Origin of the sequence: Campylobacter concisus (assembly GCA_002092835.1) — a bacterium.
In the GTDB taxonomy this organism is placed as follows: domain Bacteria; phylum Campylobacterota; class Campylobacteria; order Campylobacterales; family Campylobacteraceae; genus Campylobacter_A; species Campylobacter_A concisus_K.
Map to the genome: position 1 here is coordinate 476,263 of LVWL01000018.1, position 24,664 is coordinate 500,926.

The window sequence follows — 24,664 nt, forward strand, 5'->3', positions numbered from 1 at the left end:
TATAATCTTTTAAAAATGAAAGGAGATAGAATGAAAAAGATCTTAAAATTTATCTTAATGGCGGCAGTGTTTTTTGGTCTAAATTTGATGGCAAAAGATGAGCTTATAAAGGAGCAGACGATGGCGGGGCAAAATTTGAAAGAAATTTATCTAGCAGGTGGTTGCTTTTGGGGTATGCAGGGATATTTTAAAAAGATATTTGGCGTAGTGGATACAAAGGTAGGCTACGCAAATGGCAAGAGCGAAAATACTAGCTACCGTGAGCTTCATGAGAGCGATCATGCTGAAACGCTTTATGTAAAATACGACGAAAACAGAGTCGCTTTAGCTGAAATTTTGGCTCATTTTTTTAGAGTAATCGATCCGACCTCGCTAAATAAACAAGGCAATGACGTCGGTAGGCAGTATAGAAGCGGAATTTACTATGTGAGCGAAAGTGATCTGCCAACGATAGAGAGCTTTATGAAAATAGAGCAAAAGAAATTTAAAGATAAGATCGTGGTTGAGGTAGCACCACTTAAAAATTTCGTCTTAGGCGAAGAGTATCATCAAGACTATCTTGATAAAAATCCTTTTGGATATTGTCACATCGACCTAGGTTTAGCCAATAAACCACTTTACGATGAGGCGAAATTTAAGCCGCTTAGTAAAGATGAGCTAAAGAAAAATTTAAGTAGCGAGCAGTATGCCGTGACGCAAGAAGCAGCGACCGAGAGGCCATTTAGCAGCGAGTATGATAAATTTAATCAAAAAGGCATTTATGTAGATATAACGAGTGGAAAGCCACTTTTCTCAAGCGCAGATAAATTTGATGCAGGATGTGGCTGGCCAAGCTTTACAAAGCCTATCACGACAACAGCTCTTTCATATAAGGAGGACAACTCTTTTATGATGAAAAGGGTCGAAGTTAAGTCGCAAAATAGTGACGCGCACCTTGGGCATGTTTTTGATGATGGTCCAAGCGATAAGGGCGGGCTAAGATATTGCATAAACGGTGCGAGCCTTAAATTTATACCGCTTGAAGATATGGCAAGACTAGGGTATGAGGAATTTATACCTTATGTAAAATAGCTTTTGTTGAAGCAAATCAATAGTTTAAAAAGTTTAATCAGAGTATAATTCTCCAAAATTAAAAGGAGAAAAAATGAGTGATTTTTTCAAAAATGCGGAGCAGTTTAATGTCGATGGTGCAACCGTGCCATTTTATAAATTTAATGAAAATGGTGTAAATTTTGTTGGCTTTGACTCACGTCCTTGCGTGCCGCCAGAGCCAATGGTCAATGCATTAATCGCTATTAAATTTGCTGATAAAAATACAAAAATTATGATGCTAAATCATAAATTTCCAGCTGGTCTTATACCAAAGATAGATAAGAGCTTTGATATAGAGCGTGAAGATATAGATGGTGGGGCTGTAAAGATGATTTTTAGCCTAAAAGACGGTGCAAACATAGAAGACGTAGATACGAGTCTTTGCCACTAAGATGCTTTTAAATACTTACGCACCACCATTTAAGCTAGTTGGTGGATATTTTATTGCTGGAATTTTCTTTTTAGCATTAAGTGTGGTGGCATTCTTTTATGCAAATTTTGATGCTATCAGCTCACTAAATACAGCTGGTTTTTTGCATATATTTTTTGTTGGCTTTGTTATGAGCATTATCATCGGAGCGCTCTATCAGCTAACCTCAGTCATCTTAGAAAAGCCATTTTTTACCGCAAAAGGTGCTATTTTAAATTTGGCTATTTTTTGTCTATCGTTGCTGGGCATGTGCTACGGGATGCTATTTGCTGAGGCTAAAATTTTACAAATTAGTGGAGTTTTGCTTTTTTGCTCGCTTGCTTTTTTTGCTACGACTTATGCATTAAGCTTTATGGATAATGAAAAAAAGAGCTTTGCGGCCTTTGCACTTTTTGTTTCAGCTATCTTTTTGATAATTGGAATAACGCTTGGTTTTTGCTTACTTATGATACTTAGCGGTACGCTGATGCTTGATTTTGAGATGACACTAAAATTTCACGTTTATTTTGTACTGGGATTCGTGTTTCTTGTGATACTTGGAGCTGCTAGTGTACTCTTACCTATGTTTGCACTAGCTCATGATCTAAAATTTACACTTAGTAAAGCCTCACTAGCATGCTATATTTTGGGTGGTATCTTACTAGCTTTTAATGAAAATTTGTCTGTTTTGTCAATATGTTTAGCGGCTTTACTTTTTATAGCTCAAGCATTTTATATTTTAAAAAAACGCGTTAGAAAGGCGTATGATTACTGGAATGTAAATATCGTACTTTCGTTGGTGGCTTTGCTTGGTGCTGCTGTTTTTATAGCTTTAGACAAATTAAATTTAGCTGCGTATTTTTTAATATATGGCTTTTTGTTTGCTTTTATCGTAGCTCATCTTTACAAGATCGCACCATTTCTAATATGGTATCACTACGTAGCACCTTTTGTCGGAAAGGTAAAAGTGCCACTTCTTGATGCCATGATACTAAAAAAGATAGCTTATTTTGGTATAGCTTTTAATGCTATCTCACTTCTTTGCTATCTTTTCTCAACTTGCTTTGAACTAGAAAATTTAGTACATGTAGGTATGATTTTTATAGCTTTTAGTATAGTTTTGCTATCGATAAATATAATAAATATTTTTAGATTTACTGGTTTTAAAGGATAAAAAATGAAAGAAAAAATTTATAACGCACTGTCAAATATCGTTGATCCAGAAGTTGGCTTTGATATCGTTTCGCTCGGACTTATATACGATGCGAGCTGCGATGAAAATGGCAAAGCAAAGGTTACTATGACGCTTTCAACCAAATCTTGCCCGCTACATGAAATGATACTTGGCTGGGTAGAAACCGCCGTGCTTGATATAGAAGGTGTCAAAGAGTGTGAGATCGACCTTGTATGGGAGCCTGAGTGGAATATACAAATGGCAAGCGATTTTGTAAAAGCACAACTTGGAGTTTAAATTTTAAGTTTTTAGATTTGAAAGTTTGTAGATTTTTAATAAGCTAGAGAGCAAAAGCTCTCTAGAAATTTTAAGGAGTTTGTTTTTTTATTAGTCCATTTGATGGCGCATAAATGATGGCACATCAAGCTGTGACATATAGTCTTCGTCATATCCACCACTAACTTTTTTAAGTCTTAATATACGCTCTTTTTTTATGATATCGTTTGCATTAGAAGTTTGTACTTCATCTTTTTTTTCAGTTTCTTTTTGTGAGCTTTGAAAACCTGTGGCTATTATTGTAACTTCAACTTTATTGTCTTCTATTTTGTCATCAGTTGTTGTACCAAATATAATTTCAGCATCTTCATCTGCTGCCTCATGAATAATGCTCATCGCATTATTGATATCAGCTAGTGGGCAACTAGGGCTTATTCTAAAATGAACTAAAATACCAAATGCGCCATTTATTGTCATATTATCAAGAAGTGGTGATTGTATAGCATTTTTTATAGCTTCTTGTGCTGCATCTTCGCCACTTGCTTCGCCAACACCCATTAAAGCTAGTCCTCTATGGCTCATAATCGTTCTAACATCAGCAAAGTCTAGATTTATGTCGCTTTTTCCTGAATCAAGCACGATCGTACTCATGCCATTAACGGCTCTTGCAAGTACTTCATCGACCATTTCAAAGCTTTCTTTTATGCCAGCATTTTTATCAATTAGTGTTAAGAGCTTATCGTTTGGAATGACAACAATAGAATCGCTTTCTTTTCTAAGTTCTTCAAGGCCACAATCAGCCAGTTTTCTACGTTTTTTTCCTTCAAACATAAAAGGCATAGTAACAACTGCAACTGTTAGTGCACCAATATCTTTTGCAGCTTGAGCAACTACTGGAGCTGCGCCTGTACCAGTTCCACCACCAAGTCCTGTACCAATGAAAACTATATCTGACGTCTCAAGTGCACTTTTTACTTCATCGTAGCTTTCTTCAGCAGCAGCTTTTCCTATTTCAGGTCTCATACCTGCACCTAGACCTTTTGTTGTTTTCTCGCCTAGTTGAATTTTCGTATGTGCAAGAGAATTTTCAAGAGCCTTAGCATCTGTATTAGCAACAATAAGATCTATATTTAAATTTGGATTAACTCTTATTATATGGTTGACCATATTGCCACCACCTCCACCTACACCTACGACCTTTATCTTTGCACCATAGATGCTTTTATTTTCTTCTACTGTGAAGCTACTCATTTTTGAAATTCTCCTTAAAATAATTGTGTAATACTATACCAAAATTTTGCAAAAGCATTTGGCTTTTTTTCTTGTTTACTAATATCTGCAATATTGGCAAGCTCTTCTTTATTTTTTGATTTATTTGCTATCTCTAATTCAAAATCTTTATCAGAAAAACTATCCTCTTTTTCATTTGGATCCTGCACCTCTTGTCCAAAATTTTGTATGTTTTCTTCTTCTACAAAAACATTTCTAAAATTTGCTTTCGGTTTTGAGGCTATTTCCCCTTGGTATCTCATTTTTTTCTCAGAATCAATTTCGTATGGGCTAAAGTTGCCAGCACCATACAAACAAAGCCCTATAGCACAAGAATTTGCTGGATCTCTTAAAATTTCAAATAATCCATCCATTTCTTTTGGTTTTGCTATACGAACTGGCATTTTGTCAAATATCGCAGATGCAAGATCTCTAATACCTTCTAACTTAGTCATACCGCCAGTAAGTATTATTCCAGCACCAATGCTATCTTTATAACCACTATCTTCTAGCATTTTAGCAAGTACCATAAGGGTTTCTTCTGCTCTGGCATATATAACATTTGATATTATATCTAGTGAAACTTCATGACTTTTTGTTTCATCTCCAAGGATCGGAAGCTCTATTAGATCAACTGACTTATTTATTAAAGCACCATAACCTAATTTTATCTCTTCTGCCTTTGGAAGAGGTGTATGCAGAGCCATAGAAAGATCATTTGTAATGTTTGCTGAGCCAACAGGTAAAAATTCATTGTATCTTATAGAATTTCCAGAATGCACTACAAGATTACAAGTAGCACCACCCATATCAACAAGTGCAGCACCAAGCTCTTTCTCATCTTTTGTTAATGTTGCTATCGCAGAAGCATATCCTGAAAGGACTATGTTATCTAGTTGAACACCTGCTAAATTTACGGCTTTTCTTAGGTTGCTAATAGATGACTTTTGTACTGTAACAATATGTGTTTGAACTTCTAGCCTGCTACCATTCATACCTATTGGATCTTCAATATGTTCTTGTCCATCTACTTTAAAATTGTAAGGAAGAACATGTAATTTTTCATATTCATGAGGTATATCAGCTGTATGATCGGCCATTTGCATAGCACGCTCGATCTCTTTTATACCTATTTCATGATTTGGTATATTCACTACACCACTACTGTCAACGCTTTTTGTATACGCACCAGAAATAGAAACTATGACTTTTTCATAGCGTGTTCCTGCAACTCTTTGTGCTTCTATCAATGCATTTTTTATTGACTTTGCAGCTTGCTCAATATTGGTTATAACACCTTTTCTTATTCCTTGTGTTTTTTCAGTTCCAATTCCAATTATCTTAATGCCATTTTCATCGTGTTGTGCTATTACTGCACAAATCTGAAAAGAGCCGATATCTATACCTAAAATTTTTGTACTCAAGATAAATTACCTTTTGATATATTCTTTAATTTCATAGTATTTTTTTAGTTTGTTTGTTAAATCTTTTATTAACTCATTATTTTTAAGCATTGTAACGTTTTGCTGTGTTATTTGCTTATAGTTATTATCCATATTATCTACAAGCAACCTTTGTTCCAAAATATCGTATATAACGGCCTTATCTTCTAATATAACATAATCTTTTTTATTGTTAGTTTCAAAAAGTTGAGATACAAAAGCTCTAGTTTCACTTTCATTTAGTCCTGAGATAGAGCTATTTATATCTCTACTGATAAAGCCTATATCAGTTCCTTTGAAATTTTGTAAAGACTCTTTTGCCATAGCCGTCAAGTTTTCTTTTTTCTTTTTATCTTTGTAAATTTCAAGTACCATAGCTCTTGCTTGTTCAAAACTCATAGGTTGTGGAGGAGTTATGTTTTTTATTCTAACTATCAAATATCCATCTTTATATGTAAATGGTTTTATAACCTCACCAACTTTTGCCCCTTTTATTTCATCAAGTGAGAATGTTGCATTATCTTCATTTATACTAATAAATTCATTTGTTGCAAGCTCGGCTTTTTTGATAGAGGTATATTTTTTTAAAGCATCAGTCTTACTTTTCTCAATATTGTAGTCTTTAATAACTTCAGTCTTTACTTCATCAAATGATTTGATTTTGTCATCAGAGCCTTTATATCTCTCCTTATTTTCGTTGTAGTAGTCACTTAAAGTAGTTTGATTTACATCATTTTTATTTGACTCTATAAAGTATGTTTCTAGACCGTATATAGTCTTTGTCATATAGTTGTTTTTATTTGTTTCCCAAAGATCCTTTAGCTCTTTTTCATCTATTTTTATATCACTTTGATTAGCATTTATTATTTGTATTGCTAATTTGTCTTGCATAAAAAAGCTTGCTTCCATCATTGCAATGTCTTCTTTACTGGCTGGTAAATTTAAAATAGTTCTAAGTTTATCAAGTAGTATTGTTAGTTTTAAATTTTCTTCAAAATCGGTTGGATTTATTCTGGCCCTTCTTAAAATATCATAGTATAAATTTTTATCAAAAGCACCATCTTTTTGAAATGTTGGATCAACGATTATATATTTTAAAATATCATCTTTGCTAACACTAAGACCTATATCGTCTGCAAAATTTAATAGTAAATTCTCTTGAATTGTGGCCTGAAGTGCAGCATTTTGTAATCCTAACTCATTAGCCTTTTCTTGCGTTAATTTACCATCAAAAAGGTTATTGTAGTATTGATACAAACTATCGTATTTTTGTTGTAGTTCTTGAATGCTTATATTTCTGTGTCCTACTTTTGCTACCGAAGTGGCTCGATTGCTGTTTAAATCATATGCTCCCCAGCCTACAAAGCCTGCTCCAACAAAGGCTATTGTACTTACCCAAATGGTAACAACAAGGTATTTTTTATGTTTTTGCATCCAAGACAACATTAAATTTTCCTTTAAAAGACTAACGAAATTTGTATGATATATTATATAAAATTGCCTTAAATAAGCTTAAAATAGGGGCTTTAAAAATACTTTTGTGAAGAATTTTGCTAACAATTTTTTAGTATTGTTAGCAAAATTTTTAAATACTATAATCGCTATAACTACTAGTTAAATGAAGCAATTTGCAGCTATTCTCAAGTAAAGCTATCTCTTTTGCAAGAAGCTGAGGGCTCCTACTGTAGGCATAAATGCCATATCCTTTAACGATAATAATGTTTGTGTTTTTTTCTAGCATATATCTATAAATTTCAGTTTCTGCACGTTCATACCAGTCATCATATTGTTTTGGATCATAAACAGAAATTTTATCAAATCTCATATACCCAAAATAATCTTTCGGTACAATTTTTTCATGTTTCATTGCGTAGGCAGTTGCGTATGGTGGCATCGCGTAGCAAACAAATCTTGCCTCATTTATATTTTTATAAATATTTAAGTGTATATCAGCATCAAGACTAGCTTCATTCCAGCGATAGTCTTTTTTTGATGAAAGAAGTGTTAAGTCATCATCTTTTAAATTATCAAAAATGGCATTTTGTTTATTGATTATAAATTGATTTTTTTCGACTCTTGCCGAAATTGAGCCATGAAAGACGCCAAAAAAATTCTTTCTAAACATAGAAAGTGATATCGTTTTTATCTCATTTATTGAGTGTTCTAGCTCCATTTTTTCTCCTGCGTTTAAGTGATTATATTTAAGCTATCTTAAAATTTATGTAAAATTTTGTGTAATGATAGCTTTTTAAGTAAAATTTCGATAAATTTTCCACACTATTTACTATAAAGAGGCAGCGTTGCAAAGTCCACATATTAGTGTTTTACTCGATGAAGTTCTATCTTTTTTTAAAAATTTAAATGGAAATTTTATAGATTGTACGCTTGGATATGCTGGGCATTCTAGTGCCATTTTATCTCAAAATGAAAATTTAAATTTAATTGCCTGTGATAGAGATAACGAAGCTATAAATTTTTCACTAAAAAAACTTGAGCCATTTGGTAGCAGAGTGAAAATTTATAAGAGCAATTTTTCTGAGCTCATTAGCAAACTTAGTAGCGATAAAATTTCAAATGTTAGAGGGATTTTAGCTGACATTGGTGTTAGCTCTTTACAAATAGATAAAGATGATAGGGGCTTTAGCATTGGCTCAAGCACGCTTGATATGCGCATGGATAAAGAGCGAGGATTTAGCGCCTATGACGTGGTAAATGGCTACTCATTTGATGAGTTAGTTAGGATTTTTAGGGATTATGGCGAGCTAAAAAACGCTACTGGGGTCGCAAATAAGATAATAAATGCTAGAAATTTAGGCAAGATAACAAGCGCAAAAGAGCTTGCAAATATAATAGGCACAGCCCAGATAAAAGGGCGCGGTGTTAGCCCTGCGATACTGGCTTTTCAGGCGATCAGAATAGAGGTAAATGGCGAGCTAGATGAGCTAACAAATTTGCTTGATAGTATAGAAAAGGGCGGTTTTAAAGATTGCTTGGTGGCGATCATAACATTTCACTCACTTGAAGATAGGATCGTAAAAGAGCGCTTCAAAAAGTGGGCAAACAGCTGTATCTGCCCGCCAGGCATCTACCGATGTGAGTGTGGAAATAACCACGAGCTGGGCGAAATTTTAACCAAAAAGCCACTAACAGCAAGTAGCAGTGAGCTAAAGATAAACTCGCGAAGTAAGAGCGCAAAACTGCGGGTTTTTAAGATAAAAGGATAAAGATGCAAGAAAAAGAAGAGCTACTAACGCTTCACGACGAGGAGCAAAAACGTGAGGTAAATTTAAGCTTTAAGACATTAGTGATGGTCTATTTAGCTGTTTTTATAGCTCTAGCTATATTTTTGCCAAAAATTTACATAGCAAATCAAATTTATTATATAAGTAGAGATATAGCTGACATCAGTGGTAAACGAGATATGCTTTTAGAGGAAAATAGAGCTCTTAATATAAAACTTGAAAATTTACGTTATAAAAATCAAATTTTAAATAATATGCAAGAGCGTCAATGGAAATAACTGAACATTGAAATTTTTATTTATTCTCATCTAAATTTTGGCGATTCAATTATATTGGCAAATAATATAGCCATTTTGTATACAACTGCACAAAAATAAAATTAGCTCAATAAACAAAGCCTAGCTTAACTTAACTAATTACTTTCTTTTTGAGAGATTAGCTTTTCATATATATATTGTTCTAAATCTTTTTTTGATATGTCATTTTTTATAGCAGTATTATAAATTTCTTCGACCTTGCTTGAGTATTTTTCATAGCTAAAATAAGGAAAATGCACACTCCAAGCTTTCTTGATAAGATTGTGGCTTATCTCTCTTCTTGCCCAAACTTTAAACATATCAAAGCCAATGAAAACGGCCGAAGTGACGACAGCAGTCGCTATTATCGATATGTGTGCATCAGTTTTTGCTAAAAAATGATGCGTGATGATTAACAATGGAAATAAAATGACAAAACAGATAAGTGCGTAAATCTGATAGAGCTTGATGTGATTAAATCTAAAATTTAACTTTGCTCCGTCTATTAGCATACCTCGTTAAAAAGGGCATTTGCTTCAAGTAGATCCCTGAATAAAACTGGCTGTTTTGAAACAAAAAAAACGTTTTTTATGATTCTATCTTTTAAAGTTTCTTGCATTTTTTATAGACTTTTTACCTTTGAAATTTTGGTTCATTATATCTAAGAATCTATAAATTCAAACAAAATTAGATACAATTTGCCCAAAATTTAAGGAGCTAAAATGGCAGATCAAGCTTTGCAAACCGTCTTTTTAAACGGAGAATTTTTGCAAAAAGATGAAGCAAAAGTTAGTGCTTTTGATAGAGGATTTATATTTGGTGATGGAATTTATGAGGTTGTGCCTGTGATAAATTCAAAAATGGTTGATAAAGATGGATTTTGGGCGAGATTTGAAAGAAGCTTAAATGAAATAGATATAAGTTTGCCCTACGAAAAGGAAAAATTTGAAGCGATCTTAAACGAGATAATCTCCAAGAATGCCTTAAAAGAGGGCGGAATTTACATGCAAGTAACAAGAGGCGTGGCGTTTAGAAATTTCTATTTCATAGAAAATTTAACACCAAGTGTCTTTATTTTCTGTTACCAGAGTGAAATTTTAAACAATCCTGCTGCAAAAACTGGCATAAAAGTCGTGAGTGTCGAGGATATCAGATGGAAAAGGCGTGACATCAAGTCTATCTCACTTCTGGCTCAGTGCTACGCTAAAAATGAAGCTCACAAAAAAGGTGCAGATGAGGGCTTTATGGTGGAAAATGGCTTTGTCACAGAGGGTTGCAGCTCAAGTGCTTTTATCATCAAGGATAAAACTTTAATCACAAAACCACTTTCAAATGAAATTTTACCAGGCATTCGTCGCATGAGACTTTTAAAGATTGCTAAAGATATTGGCCTTAAGATAGAGGAGCGAAAATTTAGCATGGATGAAGTTTATAGTGCTGATGAAGTCTTTATCTCGGCTGCGACGCTCATACTCTTACCAGTTGTTTATGCTGATGGCAAGGCGATAAACGGTGCAAAAGTAGGAGAAATTTCAAGCAAACTTCGTGAAATTTATGCTGGTGAACTTTTAAAAGAAGCCGGGCTTTGAGAGAAAAAATCTTAATAAGTGCTTGCCTAGTCGGCATAAATTGTAAATTTAACGGCGAAAATAATCTCTTGGATAGAGCCATTTTAGATGAAATCTCAAAGAGATATCATCTGCTTTTTGTTTGTCCTGAAGTTTACGGTGGACTTAGCACGCCGAGGGAACCGGCTGAGATGAAAAATGGTGTGGTTGTTTGTAAATTTTCAGGCAAAGATGTGAGTGAAAATTTCAAAAATGGAGCAGAAATTTGCCTAAAGATAGCCAAACTAAATGGCTGCAAAAAGGCTATTTTAAAATCAAAAAGTCCAAGTTGTGGAAGTGGGCAAATTTATGACGGAAGCTTTAGTAAGAGGCTTATTTTAGGCGATGGCATCACAGCAAAACTGCTAAAAGAAAATGAAATTTTAGTTTACAGCGAAGATGAGATAGTAGGGTTTGATGTTTGATAGGCTAAAAGACAACATTATACTTGAGGTGATTTTTAAGTACATCATCTTGTTGTTGCTTTTTATCTGTGTGATCGGTCTTTTTATGAGCGGCGCTCTTTTCTTAAATGGGGAGATGAGTGCAAATTCGCTAAATTTGCACATTTTCTTTGGCTTTAGTTTGGTTGTCTTGACGATTGTTCATAGTTATGTTAAGAAGAAAAAGTTAAAGAAGCTAAGCCTTGAGTTTAAAAATATTTTAAATCACAAGCCAGTGCAGATGGATTGTAACACTACTAGATTTTTAAACGCTCTAAATGATGTAAGAGTGGGCTATCTTTCGAAGAAATTTGGCTCTGATATTGTAGAAATTTTAAGATCAAATGACATAAAAGTAAAAAGTGAGAATGAGACGATGAAGCAAATTTGTAAAAACAACGATGAAAAGATGTTTTATATTTTTGTTTTGATTGTCGAAGCTATTTTTAAGGATAAGGAATAAATTTGAAAAAAAGTATATTTTTAGCGTTTAGTGTTGCTTTGTTTTTGGGATGTTCGCAGACCCAGCCAAAGCCAAGTGTGCAAAATTCTTTACCAGATGAAAATGTATATAAGCCAAATGAACGCATTAGTTTGCTTGATTTTGAAATTAAGCAAGATGCCTCGTCGCTACCGCAAAATATGCAAAGTGCAAGCTTTGACCAAGAAGAAATTTTAAAAAGAAGGTTTAAGGTTTTTACATTAAAGGGTGTAAAATTTAATCCAAACGATGTCTTTTGGGCATTTAATATATATAAGCCAAGCGAAAAGAGAAAGTATTTTGGCTCAAATTTTAGACAGATACCTCAAAGCTGGTTTGACGCACAAAAGGACAATGCAAATTTTTCAGCTCTTTCAAGCATCTCTGCTTATGCTCTAACTTCGGCAAACACAGCTTTGAGAAATTTTCCAACCGATGAGCCGATATTTTTAAATCCGCAAACTCCAGGCGAGGGCTATCCGTTTGATTATTTGCAAGAATCAACCCTAAGCATCGCTCATCCACTTTTTGTCTCACACCTTTCTAAAGATAGGGCATGGGCGTTTGTTAGCGATGATGCGGTTTGGGGCTGGGTAAAGGTCGAGGATATCAAATTTATAAGCGACGATGAGGCAAATGCCTATCAAAAGTCAAGTTTTGTAACTATAAAAACGGACAAGATGCCAGTTTATGATAAGGCTGGAAATTTTTTATTTTATTCAAGAGTCGGAGCGATACTGCCTGTTTTGGCACAGGATAGTAAAAACTACTACGGTAAAATTTATGTAAGAAATCTCTTGAGAGAATTTGTGTTGCCAAAGTCTGTTGGCGCTCTTTTTCCTCTTAAATTTAATGACTCAAATCTAAAAACACTTATTAGCTCCCTTCTTACTCAGCCTTATGGTTGGGGTGGGGTTGATAAGCTAAGGGATTGCTCGCTTTTTACGAAAGATCTGCTAGCTAGCTTTGGTGTGTGGCTACCTAGAAACTCAAAAGCTCAAGCAAATATGGGGCAAAAATTTGATCTAAAAGGACTTAGTAACGCTGCAAAAACAAAAGAGATAAAAGAAAAAGGTGTGCCATATCTTACACTCGTGCATCTGCCAGGGCATATCATGCTTTATGCTGGGTACAAGGGCGATGATATCTACGTGGTACATGATGCTTGGGGACTAAAAACTGAAAATAACGGCAGAGCGTTAATCGGTGCTACGGCAGTAACTACGCTAAACATTGGACAAAACAGAAGCGATATACAAAACTCAAATTTGCTCATTTCAAAGGTTGATTCTATAAATGTGATAAAGCCCGAAAATGTAATAAGCGATAAAGCTAGAAAAATTTCAGCTTTACAAAGGGCTTATGATGTTAAGGTTGAGGATAATTTAGTCAAATTTAGTGATGGAACAATATTTGTCTATGATGACTTTAAGCAAAAAGACGATGAGTGTAGTATTGATGCTGATATAGAGGATATGAATGCGCTTGATTACGCTGCATTTTCGCCACTTAGCACCGCACTAAGCGATGCTGGCAGATGTAGAAATTATGAATTTTTAGGCAAAATTTATGGCTCAAGCGAGAGCGAGGTAAAAGCAAATTTGGTAGATGTTGTTTGGCTAAAAGATAGCCTTGCGCTAAAACTACCATTTAACTCTAAAAATGGAGCCGCAGCTGCTTTGCAAGACGTAAGCAATGAGCTAAACGATATGGTAAAAAGCGATGCTAGTTTGCTTGAATATTTAAAAAATCCAGGTGGAACATTTAAGTGGCGAGTAATCGCTGGCACAAACCGCTTGAGCCCGCACAGCTACGGTATTGCGATCGATATAAATGTGAAAAAGAGCCACTATTGGCAGTGGAGCAATGGCTACCAAAATCTCATCCCTGAAAAGATAGTGCGTGTTTTTGAAAAACATAAATTTATCTGGGGTGGACGCTGGAAGCACTTTGATACGATGCACTTTGAGTATCGCCCAGAGATGTTTGAGTAGATGCTAGAACAAATTTTAGAAATTTTATCTCGCTCAAACGTCTTTTTAACTGGTGGTGGAGGCGTTGGCAAGAGTTATCTAACGGCCTCTGTCATCAGGCATTACAAAGAAAATTTTAAAAACGTCATCATTCTTGGCTCAACTGGCATAAGTGCCGTTAGCCTTGGAGGAGTTAGTTTGCATAGCTTTTTTAAATTTGGCTACTGCAAGGACTACGAGGAGCTAAGGCGCTTTGACTATCATCAAAAAGACAAACTAAGCAAGCTAAGAAATATGCTAGATGCTTGTGATCTGCTTGTAATTGATGAAATTTCAATGGTGAGCTCAGGTTTAATGGAGATGATAAGATATCGCCTGCTCACCTCTAAATTTAAAGGCAGGGTGCTTATAGTGGGTGATTTTTATCAGCTTCCGCCAGTGCAAAAGGAGCAAAACGAAAATAGGCTTTTTAATTTTTTATACGCTTTTAACTCCAGTGCGTGGGAGGATATGAAATTTACAAATGTCGAACTTCTCATCTCAAAACGCACAAATGATCTTAAATTTTATGAGATTCTCTCTAGGCTGCGAGTAGGCGAGCTAGATGATGAGATAATTAACTATATAGAGAGTTTAAGAGTGTCCAAGATAGAGCCAGATGATGATACGAGTGTGCTTTTTGGTAGAAATGCCGAGGCTGAAATGCTAAATCAAAAAAGGCTTTCAGAACTTGACACGCCACTTGAAATTTCAAACTCAGATGTAAGCATTTTGGATGAAAATTTAGATAAAAAAGAGTTTGAAAAATGGGCAAATACACTAAATATCTCAAGAGATTTGGAGATGAAGATCGGTGCCAAGATCATCTTTACGTCAAATAAATGGGGCGAATATTACAACGGAGAGCAAGGCAAGATCATGCAAATTTTAAAAGAAAATGGCATCATCTCAAGCGTGATAGTTAAAAAAGATAGCGGCGAAATTTGTGAGATAGAAAAAGCCGCTTATATATTTAGTTCGCTAAATTTAAACGAAGATGAGATCGAAGAAAATGTACAGGCATCGCTCTATCAGTTTCCATTTAAGCTTGCTTACGCCCTAACCATCCACAAATCTCAAGGAATGAGCATAAACTCGCTCATTTGCAATATCAACCATATTTTTGCCAAAGGACAACTCTACGTCGCACTTTCTCGTGCAGTAAGTCCTAAAAATTTAAAACTTTTTTATGATAAAAAAAGTGATTTTAGGCAGCATTTAAGAAAAGTGGTTAAAATTGATGACGAAGTTAAGAAATTTTACCAAGAAAACGTATTTTTGCATATTAAGGAGAATTTATGAAAAAGCTATTTTTAAGCCTTGCTTTTTGTGTTTTTGCATTTGCAGACGTCCTAAAAGTAAGAGATTTTCAAACAGATATCTACTCAAAAGCTGGACAAAATTTAACAAAAAAGATAAATATGAACCTTGAAGTTGTCGGACGTGATGTTGAAGAAAATGAAGCGTATGTTCTTGATGCTTTAAACATAATAGTTGGTAGCTTTTACGTGGAAGATATTTTAACCTCAATGGGAAAAGAGAAATTTAAAGAGCTTTTCATAAAATACGCAGCCAAAAAGCACTCTCTTGATATCGATGATGTGCTTATCTTAAATATAAAAGTGATAAATAATCTTGAGCTAAGCGAGATCATAAAAGCAATAAAGAGCCAAAATTTATGCTCCGATCCAAGTGTTAATGAAGAGATTGTAACAAAACCAGAAAAGAAGAAAAAAGGCAATGAGATCATCATCTCGCCAGATCCAAATGACGTAGTTCAAAAGCCTATTGATCTAAATAATGTTCAAGAATTTGGAAAAGACTTTGGGGAAAAGTGAGTAAATTTGGCTAAAGCTAGCCAAATTTATTGATTTACGATGTCATAACCTTGAGGAATGACGGGAGTTAGCGTCTCTTGTGGGATGAGTGCATCTTTTACTGGATTGCTTAGGGTTATTTTTATTTTATTTGAAAGTTTATCTTTATAGTCAATCGTCGTTGGAAGCGTGTTTTTGATCGTTATAAAGTACTCAACTCCGTCATATATCGCTTTGTAAAGTGTTGGTTGGATTTGCTCCGCATGAGCCAAGATTTGTGTCAAATTTGGCGTATCATCAAGCTTTGAAATAATAGCTTGCTCAAGCTCATCTTCGATCACGATCACACGCTCTTTGTTAAAATAAATTCTCTTTGGCGTTGGACTTTCATATATCCAAAGTGCAGTATTGTCGTTTTTTGCGTAAAATCTACCCTTATAATTTATGCTTTTGCCTTCGCTAAATACAGTTTGCGTAAAGTCACTTTGAAGGCTTTTGAAATTTAAGCCAGCGCCAAATGAGCAAACTGCAACGAGAGATGCAACTAGAAATTTTCTCATTTTTTATCCTTTTTTTGGCGTATTCTAGCCCAGTTTAATTAAATAAATAGTTAAACTATGCTAAGATCCAAAGTTTAAAAATTTAGGAAGGTAAAATAATGATTTCATCGGTATTTAGAAAGATTTTTGGCACAAAAAACGATAGAGAAGTCAAAAAGTATATAAGACGCGTTGCACAGATAAATGCACTCGAGCCAACTTATGAAAAGATGAGCGACGATGAGCTTAAAATCAAATTTAATGAGCTAAAAGCCCAAGTAGTAGAAGAAAAAGTCACTTTAGATGAAATTTTAAATGATGTTTTTGCGATCGTTAGAGAGGCTAGTAAAAGGGTGCTTAAGATGCGCCATTTTGACGTGCAGCTAATCGGCGGCATGGTGCTAAACGAGGGCAGGATCGCTGAGATGAAGACAGGTGAGGGTAAGACATTGGTGGCGACTTTGCCAGTTATCTTAAATGCGATGAGTGGCAAGGGCGTGCATGTAGTGACCGTAAATGACTACCTTGCAAAGCGTGATGCGACGCAAATGGGCGAGCTTTATAACTTTTTAGGCTTAAGTGTTGATGTGATATTAAGCGGCGGATATGATGACGAGGTAAGACAAGCTGCGTATAACGCTGACATAACATACGGTACAAACTCAGAATTTGGCTTTGACTATCTGCGTGATAATATGAAATTTGAAGCTAGCCAAAAGGTGCAAAGAGGCCATAACTTCGTCATTGTAGACGAGGTCGATAGTATCTTGATAGATGAGGCTAGAACACCGCTTATAATATCAGGTCCAACAAACCGCACACTTGATGGCTATATAAGAGCAGATCAGGTCGCAAAACAGCTTACTAGAGGTACTCCGGCTGATCCAAATGTGCCAGGCTCAAAGCCAACTGAGGATTTCATAGTAGATGAAAAAAATAGAACGATAATGATCACAGAAGCTGGCATAAGCAAGGCTGAAAAATTATTTGGTGTTGAAAATTTATATAACCTTGAAAATGCTATACTAAGCCACCACCTAGATCAAGCTCTAAAAGCTCACAATCTCTTTGAAAAAGACGTTCATTACGTCGTAAAAGATGGCGAGGTTGTCATTGTTGATGAATTTACAGGACGTTTAAGTGAGGGCAGACGCTTTAGTGAGGGACTTCACCAAGCACTCGAGGCAAAAGAGGGCGTAAAAATCCAAGAAGAGAGCCAAACTCTTGCCGATACGACCTACCAAAACTACTTTAGGATGTATAAAAAGCTTGCAGGTATGACTGGTACGGCTCAAACTGAGGCTACTGAGTTTTCTCAAATTTACAACCTTGATGTTATCTCGATCCCTACAAACGTGCCAGTTATCAGGATCGACTCAAATGACCTTATTTATAAAACCCAAAACGAGAAATTTAAAGCAGTCATCGACGAGATCAAAAAAGCTCATGAAAAAGGCCAGCCAGTGCTCGTAGGAACTGCGAGTATCGAGCGAAGTGAAGTGCTTCACGAGATGCTTAAAAAAGTAGGTATCCCACACTCTGTGCTAAATGCTAAAAACCACGAAAAAGAGGCTGAGATCATCGCACAAGCTGGTGTAAAAGGTGCTGTAACTATCGCTACAAATATGGCCGGACGTGGTGTTGATATCAGGATAAACGACGAGGTGAGAGACCTTGGCGGCCTATATATCATCGGTACCGAAAGACACGAGAGTAGAAGGATAGATAATCAGCTTCGCGGCCGTGCTGGACGTCAGGGCGATCCTGGTATGAGTAGATTTTACCTAAGTCTTGAAGACAATCTTTTAAGAATTTTTGGCAGCGACCGCATAAAAGCGATCATGGATAGGCTTGGTATCGACGAGGGCGAAAGCATCGAGAGTCGCATGGTAACAAGAGCTGTTGAAAATGCCCAAAAGAAAGTTGAGAGCTTGCACTTTGAGGCTAGAAAGCACTTGCTTGAGTATGACGACGTGGCAAACGAGCAAAGAAAGACTATTTATAAATATCGTGACGAGCTACTAGATAAGAGCTACGATATGAGCGAAAAGATTGCCCAAAATAGAGTTGAATACGTTACAAATTTGCTTGACACGGCTGAAATTTTCCATGGTGGCTTGAAAGATGACTTTGATATTAAAAATTTATGCTCTATCATCCTTGCAGACTGTGGCGAAGAGATCGACGAGAGTGAGCTAAAAGGGCTAGAGTACAATGAGCTTATCGATAAGCTTGTTGAAATCTTTGGTGCAAGATATAACGAAAAGATGAGCGTGCTAAACGAGGAGCAAAGAAGAGATATAGAGAAAATTTTATACCTTCAAGTGCTTGATAATGCGTGGAGAGAGCACCTTTATCAGATGGATATCCTAAAAACTGGTATCGGCCTTAGAGGGTACAACCAAAAAGATCCGCTCGTGGAGTATAAAAAAGAGAGCTACAACCTCTTTATGGAACTAGTAAATAGGCTAAAAACTGAGAGTGTTAAGACGCTACAGGTGGTGAGATTTAAGAGCCGCGAGGAGCAAGAAGAGCAAGCTAGAATGATGATCGAGGCTAACCAAAATGCTGAAAATGAGCATTTAAGCTACAATAATCAAGACGAGGACGAGAAATTTACGCCAGAGAAAAAGATCCCAAGAAATTCACCTTGCCCTTGTGGAAGCGGTAAAAAATATAAAGATTGCCACGGCAAAAGTGGCCCTAAAAAAGGCATATTTGCTTAAAATTTCTACTTTTAAGGCGTGAAAGCGCCTTAACTTTTTTAAAGGCTATTTGATGACAAGCTTACCAAAGTACCTACTTTTTAAATATTTAAGATTTGATAAAACTCAGCCATTTATCGCTCTAAGCGCTTTGCTCGCCTTTCTTGGTGTGAGCATAGGGCTTATGGTTTTGATCGTTGCTATGGCTATTATGAATGGATTTGATAAAGAATTTGAACGTAAACTTTTTACGATGAACTATCCAATAACTGTTCAAAGTGCCTTTAAAGGCTCCATTGATGATAGCTTTGTGGATGAGCTAAAGGCTAAATTTAGGGATCTTAAATTTAGTCCATTTATTAGCACACAGGTGATCTACCGCTCGGCAAATGCGCTTGAGGGCGGACTGGTTTATGGCGTAAATTTTAAAGATGAAAAGCAAATAAACTCGGTCGTAAACGAGGCCTTAAAAGAAAAAGAGCTAAGCGGCTTTGAGATACTGGTGGGAAGTGGCATCGCAAATGAATTTAGACTAAGAAATGATGAGAAGCTAACGCTAATTTTTACAAAAGCCGATCCAGCTGGCTTTTCACTAACGCCAAAGATGAAGCGCTTTGATATCGGCGGTTCATTTACATCTGGGCTTATCGCCTATGACAAGGCATTCTCATATACTTCGGTTGAGGCTTTGAGGAAAATTTTGGACTATCCAAATGGCGTATATGACGGCATTCACATTTTTTCAAAAAAGCCATTTGATGATATAAAAAGGGTGCGTGATGGACTTCCAGCTGGCACTGTAGCCATTGGCTGGTGGGAGCAAAATGGTAACTTTTTCTCAGCGCTCGCACTTGAAAAAAGGGCGCTTTTTATCGTTTTGATGCTTATTATCCTTGTGGCGTCGCTAAATATTATAAGCTCACTACTAATGACTGTGATGAACCGCAGGCAGGAGATTGCCTTGCTTTTAGCGCTTGGAGCTAGCAAAAGTGAGATAAAAAGAAGCTTCTTTTATCAAGGGCTAGTTATCGGCGGAGGTGGCATTATATTTGGTCTAGTGCTTGGCTTTTTGGGGCTATTTTTGCTTGGGAATTTTAATATCATAGACTTGCCAGCTGATGTTTATGGCTCAAGCAAACTACCGCTTGAACTATCCATAATCGATCTTGTGCTTATCATCGTTGGAGCTGTATTTATCGTGGCTATCTCGTCTTATTATCCAGCTAAAAAAGCCACAGAAGTAAATGTACTTCAAACGTTAAGAAATGAGTAAAGCCTAGATGCTTAGGCTTGCTCATTGCTTGTAAAAGTTATTTTTAAAAGATTATTTTAAAACTGAACATAAACTCGTAAAATTCTAGAATAAATTTATACTTTTACGCTCTTATATCATGATCGATTTTGCATTGAAGAGCCTCGTGTACTAGTGTTTTTGCCATGACACGCTCTTCGTTTATTAGGTGAAAATTTTTACCTAGCTCACCAAAGATATCTTTATTTCCTTCGCCATTTATTTTTATTATAGTTTGGGTATTTACACCGTAGTCTTTTATCTTTTGTGCGATGAGCTCCACCCTTTGCTCATTATTAACAGTTATAATAACAGCGGCTGCATCGTTTAGGCAGGCATTTTCAAGTGTGTGGCTTTGAAGAACGTTACCTAAAAATACATTTTCTCCGCGGCTCCTACCAAGCTCAACTAGACTAATATCATTATCAAGCACAAGATATAAAAGTTTTGTCTCTTTTAGTCTTAAAACGACCTCTTGACCAAGCCTCTCATAGCCAAAAACCACGATGTGATTTTTTATTTTTTGCGGTTTTAGAGTTTCATTTGGTTCAACAACGATCTCACGTTCTATGAGGTCTGCTATCGCATCTAGTTTTTTAAGTATAAAAGGCGTAGCAAACATCGATACAACTGAGGCTGCGATAAAAATTTGAGCAGTTTGTATATCAAGTAAATTTCTAGTAGTCATTAGTCCAAAAACAGCTAGTGCAAATTCGCCTATTTGGCAAATGCTAAGTGCAGTTTTTGCAGCAACTCTTCGCTTTAAGTAGATGTTTAAAATGGCAAAAACAACGATAGCTTTTATCACCATGACACTAAATACTAGGCCAAGAACAAGCCAGATATTTGAGATAACTACAGCAAAATTTATCTGCATGCCAACGGTTATAAAAAATAGCCCTAAGAGTAAATCTCTAAAAGGTATGAGATCAACTTCGATTTGGTGTTTATACTGTGTCTCAGCCATCATCATACCGGCCAAAAATGCACCCAAAGAGTATGAGAAGCCAAAGAAGTGAGCCAAAGTACTAGAGCCAACAACCATAAATAAAATCGTAGCTATAAAAACTTCTTGCGAATTTGTTTGAATAACTTTATAAAATATCCAGTTTATGACATATTTGCCAAGTAGAAATAGCACAACGATAAGAATAATCGCACTTGTAAATGTCTTTAGCAAAAGCTCATTTATTGAAGCATCTTGCGAGCTAAACATATCTATCATAAGTAAAATAGGAATGACTGCAATATCTTGAAATAGTAAAATTCCAAGTGCTTTTCTACCGTAAATTTTACTCACATCGCCACTATCGTTTAGCGTCTTTAGCACGATCGCAGTTGATGAGAGCGCAAGCGCAAGACCTGCAATAAGTGCTGTTTCGTCTTTTAAGTGAAGGGCATAATAAAGCATCACACCCATTATAAAGCCGCTTAAACAAACCTGTAAGCCGCCATTTAAAAAGACCTCTTTTTTCATGCCTATTAAGTGTTTAAAGCTAAACTCAAGCCCAATGGTAAACATCAAAAATGCGATACCAAATTCCGCGATATGAGAAATTTCATCATTGCTTTTTAGGTTGAAAAATTCTGATATAAGCGTACCAGTTACGATGTAGCCGATGATGGTTGGTATCTGAAATTTTTTAAAAATAACGTTTAATGCGACTGAGATCGCTGCAACAAGCAAGAAACCTTCTAAAATTTGTTCCATAAATTATTTTTTACCTTCATAAAAGACTAGATCAAAGCTATTTTTCCTTTTTACGAGCGATCTTTTGGTGCTAGTTTGACTGGTAGCTTCGTGCAATTTTTTATTTAGCTCATCAATAGTTGATTCTAAATCGTCAATTTTTTCTTTCAACTGAAGTATCACATCAACGCCGGCTAAATTTACACCTAATTCGCGGGTTAAATTTAGTATAGTTTTTACGCGATCAACATCTTTTTGTGAGTAGAGCCTCATCTTGCCATCTGTTCTTGATGGCTCGATAAGTCCCTCTCTTTCATATTGTCTTAAAGTTTGTGGATGTATGCTTAAAACCTTTGCAACAACGCTTATTAAAAAAAGTGGTTCTTCATAATTTTGCATTTTTTTACTCCGGTAATTTTTCTTTTAACTCTTTTACTAAGCCTTCATCAAGCTCACTAATATTTGGAAGTTTTACCCTGGCTTTTAAGTAAAGATCCCCATAAATTCCGCTCTTTCTATTTTGCACACCATATCCTTTTAAGCGGATCTTTGTGCCTGTTTTTGAGTTCTCAGCGATTTTAATCGTGACATCTTTTTTGTAAGTATGTACATCGACTTTTCCGCCAAAAAGCATAGTTTTTAGTGGAATTTCTATATCTTTATAAAGATCGTCTCCGACTCTTTCATATTCGTCGCTTGGCTCAACGCTAATGGCAAGTATGAGGTCGCCTTTTTGACCACCAGCGCTTTTACCTTTGCCTTTTACACGAAGTTTTTCTCCACCCTCTATACCACTTGGAATTTTTATCTTAATGCTTTCGCCATTAAAATTTATCTTATGTTCGCCACCAGTTACAGCTACGTCAAATGGTATAGAAATTTTTGCATTTACGTCTAGATCAGCTCCGCCAAAGCCAAATCCACCACTACTAAATCCGTCAAAGCCTCCAAAATTACTACCAAATCCACTGCTAAATTTAGCTCCACCGCCACCAAAGCCACCTGAGAAGATATTCTTTAAAATTTCATTTAGATCACCCATATCGGCTGAGCTACTAGCAAAGTCGTGGAAATTTTGACCGCCAAACATAGTATCGCCGTACTGGTCGTATTGAGCTCGTTTTTTATCGTCGCTTAAAATTTCATAAGCAGCATTTATCTCTTTAAATTTATCTTCTGCTCCAGGGTCTTTATTGATATCTGGGTGGTATTTTCTAGCAAGTTTTCTATAAGCTTTTTTTATCTCGTCGCTTGAGGCACCCTTTGAAACCCCTAAAGTCTCATACAAGCTTTCACTCATATATTCTCCTTATATTTTTTTGATACAGATTATATCACAAAGCTTTAGTCTATGCAAGTCAAGTTTATTTTTGTTTAATAACAAGAAAAAGTGTTAAGATTTTATTTTTTCACTATATTTATAATTTGCAAAAATTTTTAGTTTAAAGGAAAAAAATGAAAAAGATTGTGCTAATTTCATTAGTGGCAGCTTCTTTTTTAGTGGGGGCTGATATTAAATTTAATGAAGCTAACTCTAATATCACGAGAGTCTCGCCACTTAGCGATAAAAATAGTGTACTTTCTTATTATGACTCGATCGCTCAGGCAAAGCTTTCAGTTGTAAATATTTCAACTACAAAAACTGTAAATAATGCTGGCATTGAGCAGATGTTTAATGACCCTTTTTTCAATGAATTTTTTGGATTTAACTTTGCAAAACCAAAAGAAAAAGAAAAAAACTACTTCGCTTGGCTCTGGTGTTATCATCTCAAATGATGGATATATCGTTACAAATAACCACGTTATAGAAGATAGCGATCAAATAGTCGTAACTCTTGCAAATGGCGGCAAAGAGTATAAAGCAAAGCTAATAGGAAGTGATCCAAAAACTGACCTAGCCGTCGTAAAGATAGAAGCAAGCGGACTAAATGCTATCACTTTTGCAGACTCATCAAAGCTGCTTGATGCAGATGTTGTATTTGCGATAGGTAATCCATTTGGCGTTGGTGAAAGTATCACTCAAGGTATCATTTCAGGGCTAAATAAAGATAATATCGGCCTTAATCAATATGAAAATTTCATCCAAACAGACGCCTCGATAAATCCTGGCAACTCAGGCGGCGCTTTAGTTGATAGCAGAGGATATTTAGTTGGAATAAACTCAGCTATACTTTCAAAAAGTGGCGGTAACAACGGTATAGGCTTTGCCATACCATCAAATATGGTAAAAGATATCGCTAAAAAGCTGATAACTGACGGCAAGATCGAGCGTGGATTTATCGGTGTAACTATCGCAAATTTAACTGATGAGCAAAAAGAGCTTTATACAAACAAAGAAGGTGCGCTAATAAGCGGCGTAGAGCAGGGCATGCCAGCAGATGAAGCTGGGCTAAAAAGAGGCGACTTAGTCATATCTGCAAATGACAAAACTATTAAAAATGCAAATGATCTTAAAAATTTCATCGGCTCACTAACTCCAAATAGCAGCGTTGATATAACTTACGAGCGATCAAATAAAATAATGAATGCAAAAATCAAGCTTGCAAACGCTGATCACAATTCAAAAGACATAGCAAAAAGCATTATCATCGAAGGACTTAGCGTTAGTAATCTAAGCGATGAGATAAGATATAAATACAAAATTAGCCCAGATACTCAAGGCGTGCTAGTAACTGATGTAAAATCAGGCTCAAAAGCTGAAGACTTTGGCTTTGAAAGAGGTGATGTAATCGTTCAAGTTGGTGAAGAGAGCATAAAAGATCTTCAAACATTTGCAAATACGGTCAAAAATACAAAAGGTAAAAAGACGCTAGTGTGGATAAATCGCGGTGGTATCATACAAGGCCTTGTTATAAAATAATCATCTAAGAGCTGAAATT

The 24,664-nt window shown here is 35.8% G+C and carries 22 protein-coding genes and 2 pseudogenes; 15 read left to right on the plus strand and 9 right to left on the minus strand.

Annotated elements, in window-relative coordinates; translation table 11 throughout:
• The first annotated feature begins 30 nt into the window (after nucleotides 1-30).
• From A3835_04225 to A3835_04240, 4 genes are all read left to right on the plus strand, one after another.
• Nucleotides 31-1,071 (plus strand): peptide methionine sulfoxide reductase, encoded by a 1,041-nt coding sequence (locus tag A3835_04225; GenBank protein ORI08725.1) that lies wholly within the window; start codon nucleotides 31-33, stop codon nucleotides 1,069-1,071.
• Between the two features lie 73 nt (nucleotides 1,072-1,144).
• Entirely contained in the window at nucleotides 1,145-1,483 is a 339-nt protein-coding gene (locus A3835_04230) for a hypothetical protein (protein ID ORI08726.1), read from the plus strand.
• A gap of 1 nt (nucleotide 1,484) precedes the next feature.
• Nucleotides 1,485-2,675: a peptidase M50 gene (locus A3835_04235; protein ID ORI08727.1), complete on the plus strand. Its 1,191-nt coding sequence runs from the start codon at nucleotides 1,485-1,487 to the stop codon at nucleotides 2,673-2,675.
• Between the two features lie 3 nt (nucleotides 2,676-2,678).
• A complete protein-coding gene (locus tag A3835_04240) occupies nucleotides 2,679-2,972 on the plus strand; it encodes a DNA methyltransferase (protein ID ORI08728.1) in 294 nt (97 codons plus the stop codon).
• Nucleotides 2,973-3,062: 90 nt separating this feature from the next.
• On the opposite strand, the gene A3835_04245 is transcribed toward A3835_04240, so the two are convergent.
• The 4 genes from A3835_04245 to A3835_04260 all read right to left on the minus strand — a co-directional run bounded on the left by A3835_04245 (nucleotide 3,063) and on the right by A3835_04260 (nucleotide 7,835).
• Nucleotides 3,063-4,202, minus strand: a complete 1,140-nt coding sequence (locus tag A3835_04245) for a cell division protein FtsZ (protein ORI08729.1) — start codon at nucleotides 4,200-4,202, stop codon at nucleotides 3,063-3,065.
• A 14-nt stretch (nucleotides 4,203-4,216) separates the two neighbouring features.
• Nucleotides 4,217-5,644 carry a cell division protein FtsA gene (locus tag A3835_04250; protein ID ORI08730.1) on the minus strand — a complete coding sequence of 476 codons (1,428 nt, stop codon included), beginning with the start codon at nucleotides 5,642-5,644 and terminating at the stop codon, nucleotides 4,217-4,219.
• A gap of 6 nt (nucleotides 5,645-5,650) precedes the next feature.
• On the minus strand, nucleotides 5,651-7,108 hold the full coding sequence (locus A3835_04255) for a peptidylprolyl isomerase (protein ID ORI08731.1): 1,458 nt from the start codon (nucleotides 7,106-7,108) through the stop codon (nucleotides 5,651-5,653).
• Between the two features lie 139 nt (nucleotides 7,109-7,247).
• Nucleotides 7,248-7,835, minus strand: a complete 588-nt coding sequence (locus tag A3835_04260; GenBank protein ORI08732.1) for a hypothetical protein — start codon at nucleotides 7,833-7,835, stop codon at nucleotides 7,248-7,250.
• A gap of 127 nt (nucleotides 7,836-7,962) precedes the next feature.
• Between A3835_04260 and A3835_04265 the strand changes: the two genes are divergently transcribed.
• Together A3835_04265 and A3835_04270 are read left to right on the plus strand one after the other, a co-directional pair.
• Nucleotides 7,963-8,886, plus strand: coding sequence for a 16S rRNA (cytosine(1402)-N(4))-methyltransferase (locus A3835_04265; protein ID ORI08733.1), 924 nt, complete (start codon nucleotides 7,963-7,965; stop codon nucleotides 8,884-8,886).
• A gap of 2 nt (nucleotides 8,887-8,888) precedes the next feature.
• On the plus strand, nucleotides 8,889-9,182 hold the full coding sequence (locus A3835_04270) for a hypothetical protein (GenBank protein ID ORI08734.1): 294 nt from the start codon (nucleotides 8,889-8,891) through the stop codon (nucleotides 9,180-9,182).
• Between the two features lie 134 nt (nucleotides 9,183-9,316).
• Here the strand turns inward: A3835_04270 and A3835_04275 are convergent.
• A pseudogene (locus A3835_04275) lies at nucleotides 9,317-9,819 on the minus strand (hypothetical protein).
• A gap of 103 nt (nucleotides 9,820-9,922) precedes the next feature.
• Here A3835_04275 and A3835_04280 point away from each other — a divergent pair.
• From A3835_04280 to A3835_04305, 6 genes are read left to right on the plus strand one after another with little or no spacing between them, the layout of a single operon-like run.
• The gene (locus tag A3835_04280) at nucleotides 9,923-10,789 is read left to right on the plus strand and encodes a D-amino acid aminotransferase (GenBank protein ORI08735.1); all 867 of its coding nucleotides are present in this window, start codon (nucleotides 9,923-9,925) and stop codon (nucleotides 10,787-10,789) included.
• A complete protein-coding gene (locus A3835_04285; GenBank protein ORI08736.1) occupies nucleotides 10,786-11,232 on the plus strand; it encodes a purine-nucleoside phosphorylase in 447 nt (148 codons plus the stop codon). The genes A3835_04280 and A3835_04285 overlap by 4 nt, the downstream gene beginning before the upstream one ends.
• Complete coding sequence (locus A3835_04290; GenBank protein ORI08737.1) at nucleotides 11,225-11,713, plus strand: chemotaxis protein; 489 nt, start codon at nucleotides 11,225-11,227, stop codon at nucleotides 11,711-11,713. Before A3835_04285 ends, A3835_04290 begins: the two co-directional genes overlap by 8 nt.
• A 38-nt stretch (nucleotides 11,714-11,751) precedes the next feature.
• Entirely contained in the window at nucleotides 11,752-13,725 is a 1,974-nt protein-coding gene (locus tag A3835_04295; protein ORI08770.1) for a glycoside hydrolase, read from the plus strand.
• On the plus strand, nucleotides 13,726-15,045 hold the full coding sequence (locus A3835_04300) for an AAA family ATPase (GenBank protein ORI08738.1): 1,320 nt from the start codon (nucleotides 13,726-13,728) through the stop codon (nucleotides 15,043-15,045). It abuts the gene before it with no gap.
• On the plus strand, nucleotides 15,042-15,581 hold the full coding sequence (locus A3835_04305) for a hypothetical protein (GenBank protein ORI08739.1): 540 nt from the start codon (nucleotides 15,042-15,044) through the stop codon (nucleotides 15,579-15,581). The genes A3835_04300 and A3835_04305 overlap by 4 nt, the downstream gene beginning before the upstream one ends.
• A 26-nt stretch (nucleotides 15,582-15,607) precedes the next feature.
• Here the strand turns inward: A3835_04305 and A3835_04310 are convergent, their stop codons facing one another.
• Nucleotides 15,608-16,120, minus strand: coding sequence for a hypothetical protein (locus A3835_04310; protein ID ORI08740.1), 513 nt, complete (start codon nucleotides 16,118-16,120; stop codon nucleotides 15,608-15,610).
• Nucleotides 16,121-16,218: 98 nt separating this feature from the next.
• Here A3835_04310 and A3835_04315 point away from each other — a divergent pair, with 98 nt between their 5' ends.
• Together A3835_04315 and A3835_04320 are read left to right on the plus strand one after the other, a co-directional pair.
• Nucleotides 16,219-18,825, plus strand: coding sequence for a preprotein translocase subunit SecA (locus A3835_04315; protein ID ORI08741.1), 2,607 nt, complete (start codon nucleotides 16,219-16,221; stop codon nucleotides 18,823-18,825).
• Between the two features lie 52 nt (nucleotides 18,826-18,877).
• Nucleotides 18,878-20,077: a hypothetical protein gene (locus A3835_04320; protein ORI08742.1), complete on the plus strand. Its 1,200-nt coding sequence runs from the start codon at nucleotides 18,878-18,880 to the stop codon at nucleotides 20,075-20,077.
• A gap of 103 nt (nucleotides 20,078-20,180) precedes the next feature.
• Here the strand turns inward: A3835_04320 and A3835_04325 are convergent, their stop codons facing one another.
• Genes A3835_04325 through A3835_04335 form a run of 3 tightly spaced genes read right to left on the minus strand, consistent with a single transcriptional unit; the run spans nucleotide 20,181 to nucleotide 23,085 of the window.
• Nucleotides 20,181-21,806 (minus strand): potassium transporter, encoded by a 1,626-nt coding sequence (locus A3835_04325; GenBank protein ORI08743.1) that lies wholly within the window; start codon nucleotides 21,804-21,806, stop codon nucleotides 20,181-20,183.
• Between the two features lie 3 nt (nucleotides 21,807-21,809).
• The gene (locus tag A3835_04330; protein ORI08744.1) at nucleotides 21,810-22,184 is read right to left on the minus strand and encodes a MerR family transcriptional regulator; all 375 of its coding nucleotides are present in this window, start codon (nucleotides 22,182-22,184) and stop codon (nucleotides 21,810-21,812) included.
• A 4-nt stretch (nucleotides 22,185-22,188) separates the two neighbouring features.
• Nucleotides 22,189-23,085, minus strand: a complete 897-nt coding sequence (locus tag A3835_04335) for a DnaJ family protein (protein ORI08745.1) — start codon at nucleotides 23,083-23,085, stop codon at nucleotides 22,189-22,191.
• A gap of 155 nt (nucleotides 23,086-23,240) precedes the next feature.
• Here A3835_04335 and A3835_04340 point away from each other — a divergent pair.
• Nucleotides 23,241-24,645: pseudogene (locus A3835_04340) on the plus strand (serine protease).
• Nucleotides 24,646-24,664: the final 19 nt, after the last annotated feature.

Coding starts and splice junctions, on each gene's coding strand:
- A3835_04325 (ORI08743.1), bottom strand. CDS start 21,806: ATGGAACAAATTTTAGAAGGTTTCTTGCTTGTTGCAGCGATCTCAGTC.
- A3835_04290 (ORI08737.1), top strand. CDS start 11,225: ATGTTTGATAGGCTAAAAGACAACATTATACTTGAGGTGATTTTTAAG.
- A3835_04230 (ORI08726.1), top strand. CDS start 1,145: ATGAGTGATTTTTTCAAAAATGCGGAGCAGTTTAATGTCGATGGTGCA.
- A3835_04240 (ORI08728.1), top strand. CDS start 2,679: ATGAAAGAAAAAATTTATAACGCACTGTCAAATATCGTTGATCCAGAA.
- A3835_04255 (ORI08731.1), bottom strand. CDS start 7,108: ATGTTGTCTTGGATGCAAAAACATAAAAAATACCTTGTTGTTACCATT.
- A3835_04320 (ORI08742.1), top strand. CDS start 18,878: ATGACAAGCTTACCAAAGTACCTACTTTTTAAATATTTAAGATTTGAT.
- A3835_04235 (ORI08727.1), top strand. CDS start 1,485: ATGCTTTTAAATACTTACGCACCACCATTTAAGCTAGTTGGTGGATAT.
- A3835_04330 (ORI08744.1), bottom strand. CDS start 22,184: ATGCAAAATTATGAAGAACCACTTTTTTTAATAAGCGTTGTTGCAAAG.
- A3835_04300 (ORI08738.1), top strand. CDS start 13,726: ATGCTAGAACAAATTTTAGAAATTTTATCTCGCTCAAACGTCTTTTTA.
- A3835_04310 (ORI08740.1), bottom strand. CDS start 16,120: ATGAGAAAATTTCTAGTTGCATCTCTCGTTGCAGTTTGCTCATTTGGC.
- A3835_04335 (ORI08745.1), bottom strand. CDS start 23,085: ATGAGTGAAAGCTTGTATGAGACTTTAGGGGTTTCAAAGGGTGCCTCA.
- A3835_04245 (ORI08729.1), bottom strand. CDS start 4,202: ATGAGTAGCTTCACAGTAGAAGAAAATAAAAGCATCTATGGTGCAAAG.
- A3835_04280 (ORI08735.1), top strand. CDS start 9,923: ATGGCAGATCAAGCTTTGCAAACCGTCTTTTTAAACGGAGAATTTTTG.
- A3835_04305 (ORI08739.1), top strand. CDS start 15,042: ATGAAAAAGCTATTTTTAAGCCTTGCTTTTTGTGTTTTTGCATTTGCA.
- A3835_04315 (ORI08741.1), top strand. CDS start 16,219: ATGATTTCATCGGTATTTAGAAAGATTTTTGGCACAAAAAACGATAGA.
- A3835_04225 (ORI08725.1), top strand. CDS start 31: ATGAAAAAGATCTTAAAATTTATCTTAATGGCGGCAGTGTTTTTTGGT.
- A3835_04260 (ORI08732.1), bottom strand. CDS start 7,835: ATGGAGCTAGAACACTCAATAAATGAGATAAAAACGATATCACTTTCT.
- A3835_04270 (ORI08734.1), top strand. CDS start 8,889: ATGCAAGAAAAAGAAGAGCTACTAACGCTTCACGACGAGGAGCAAAAA.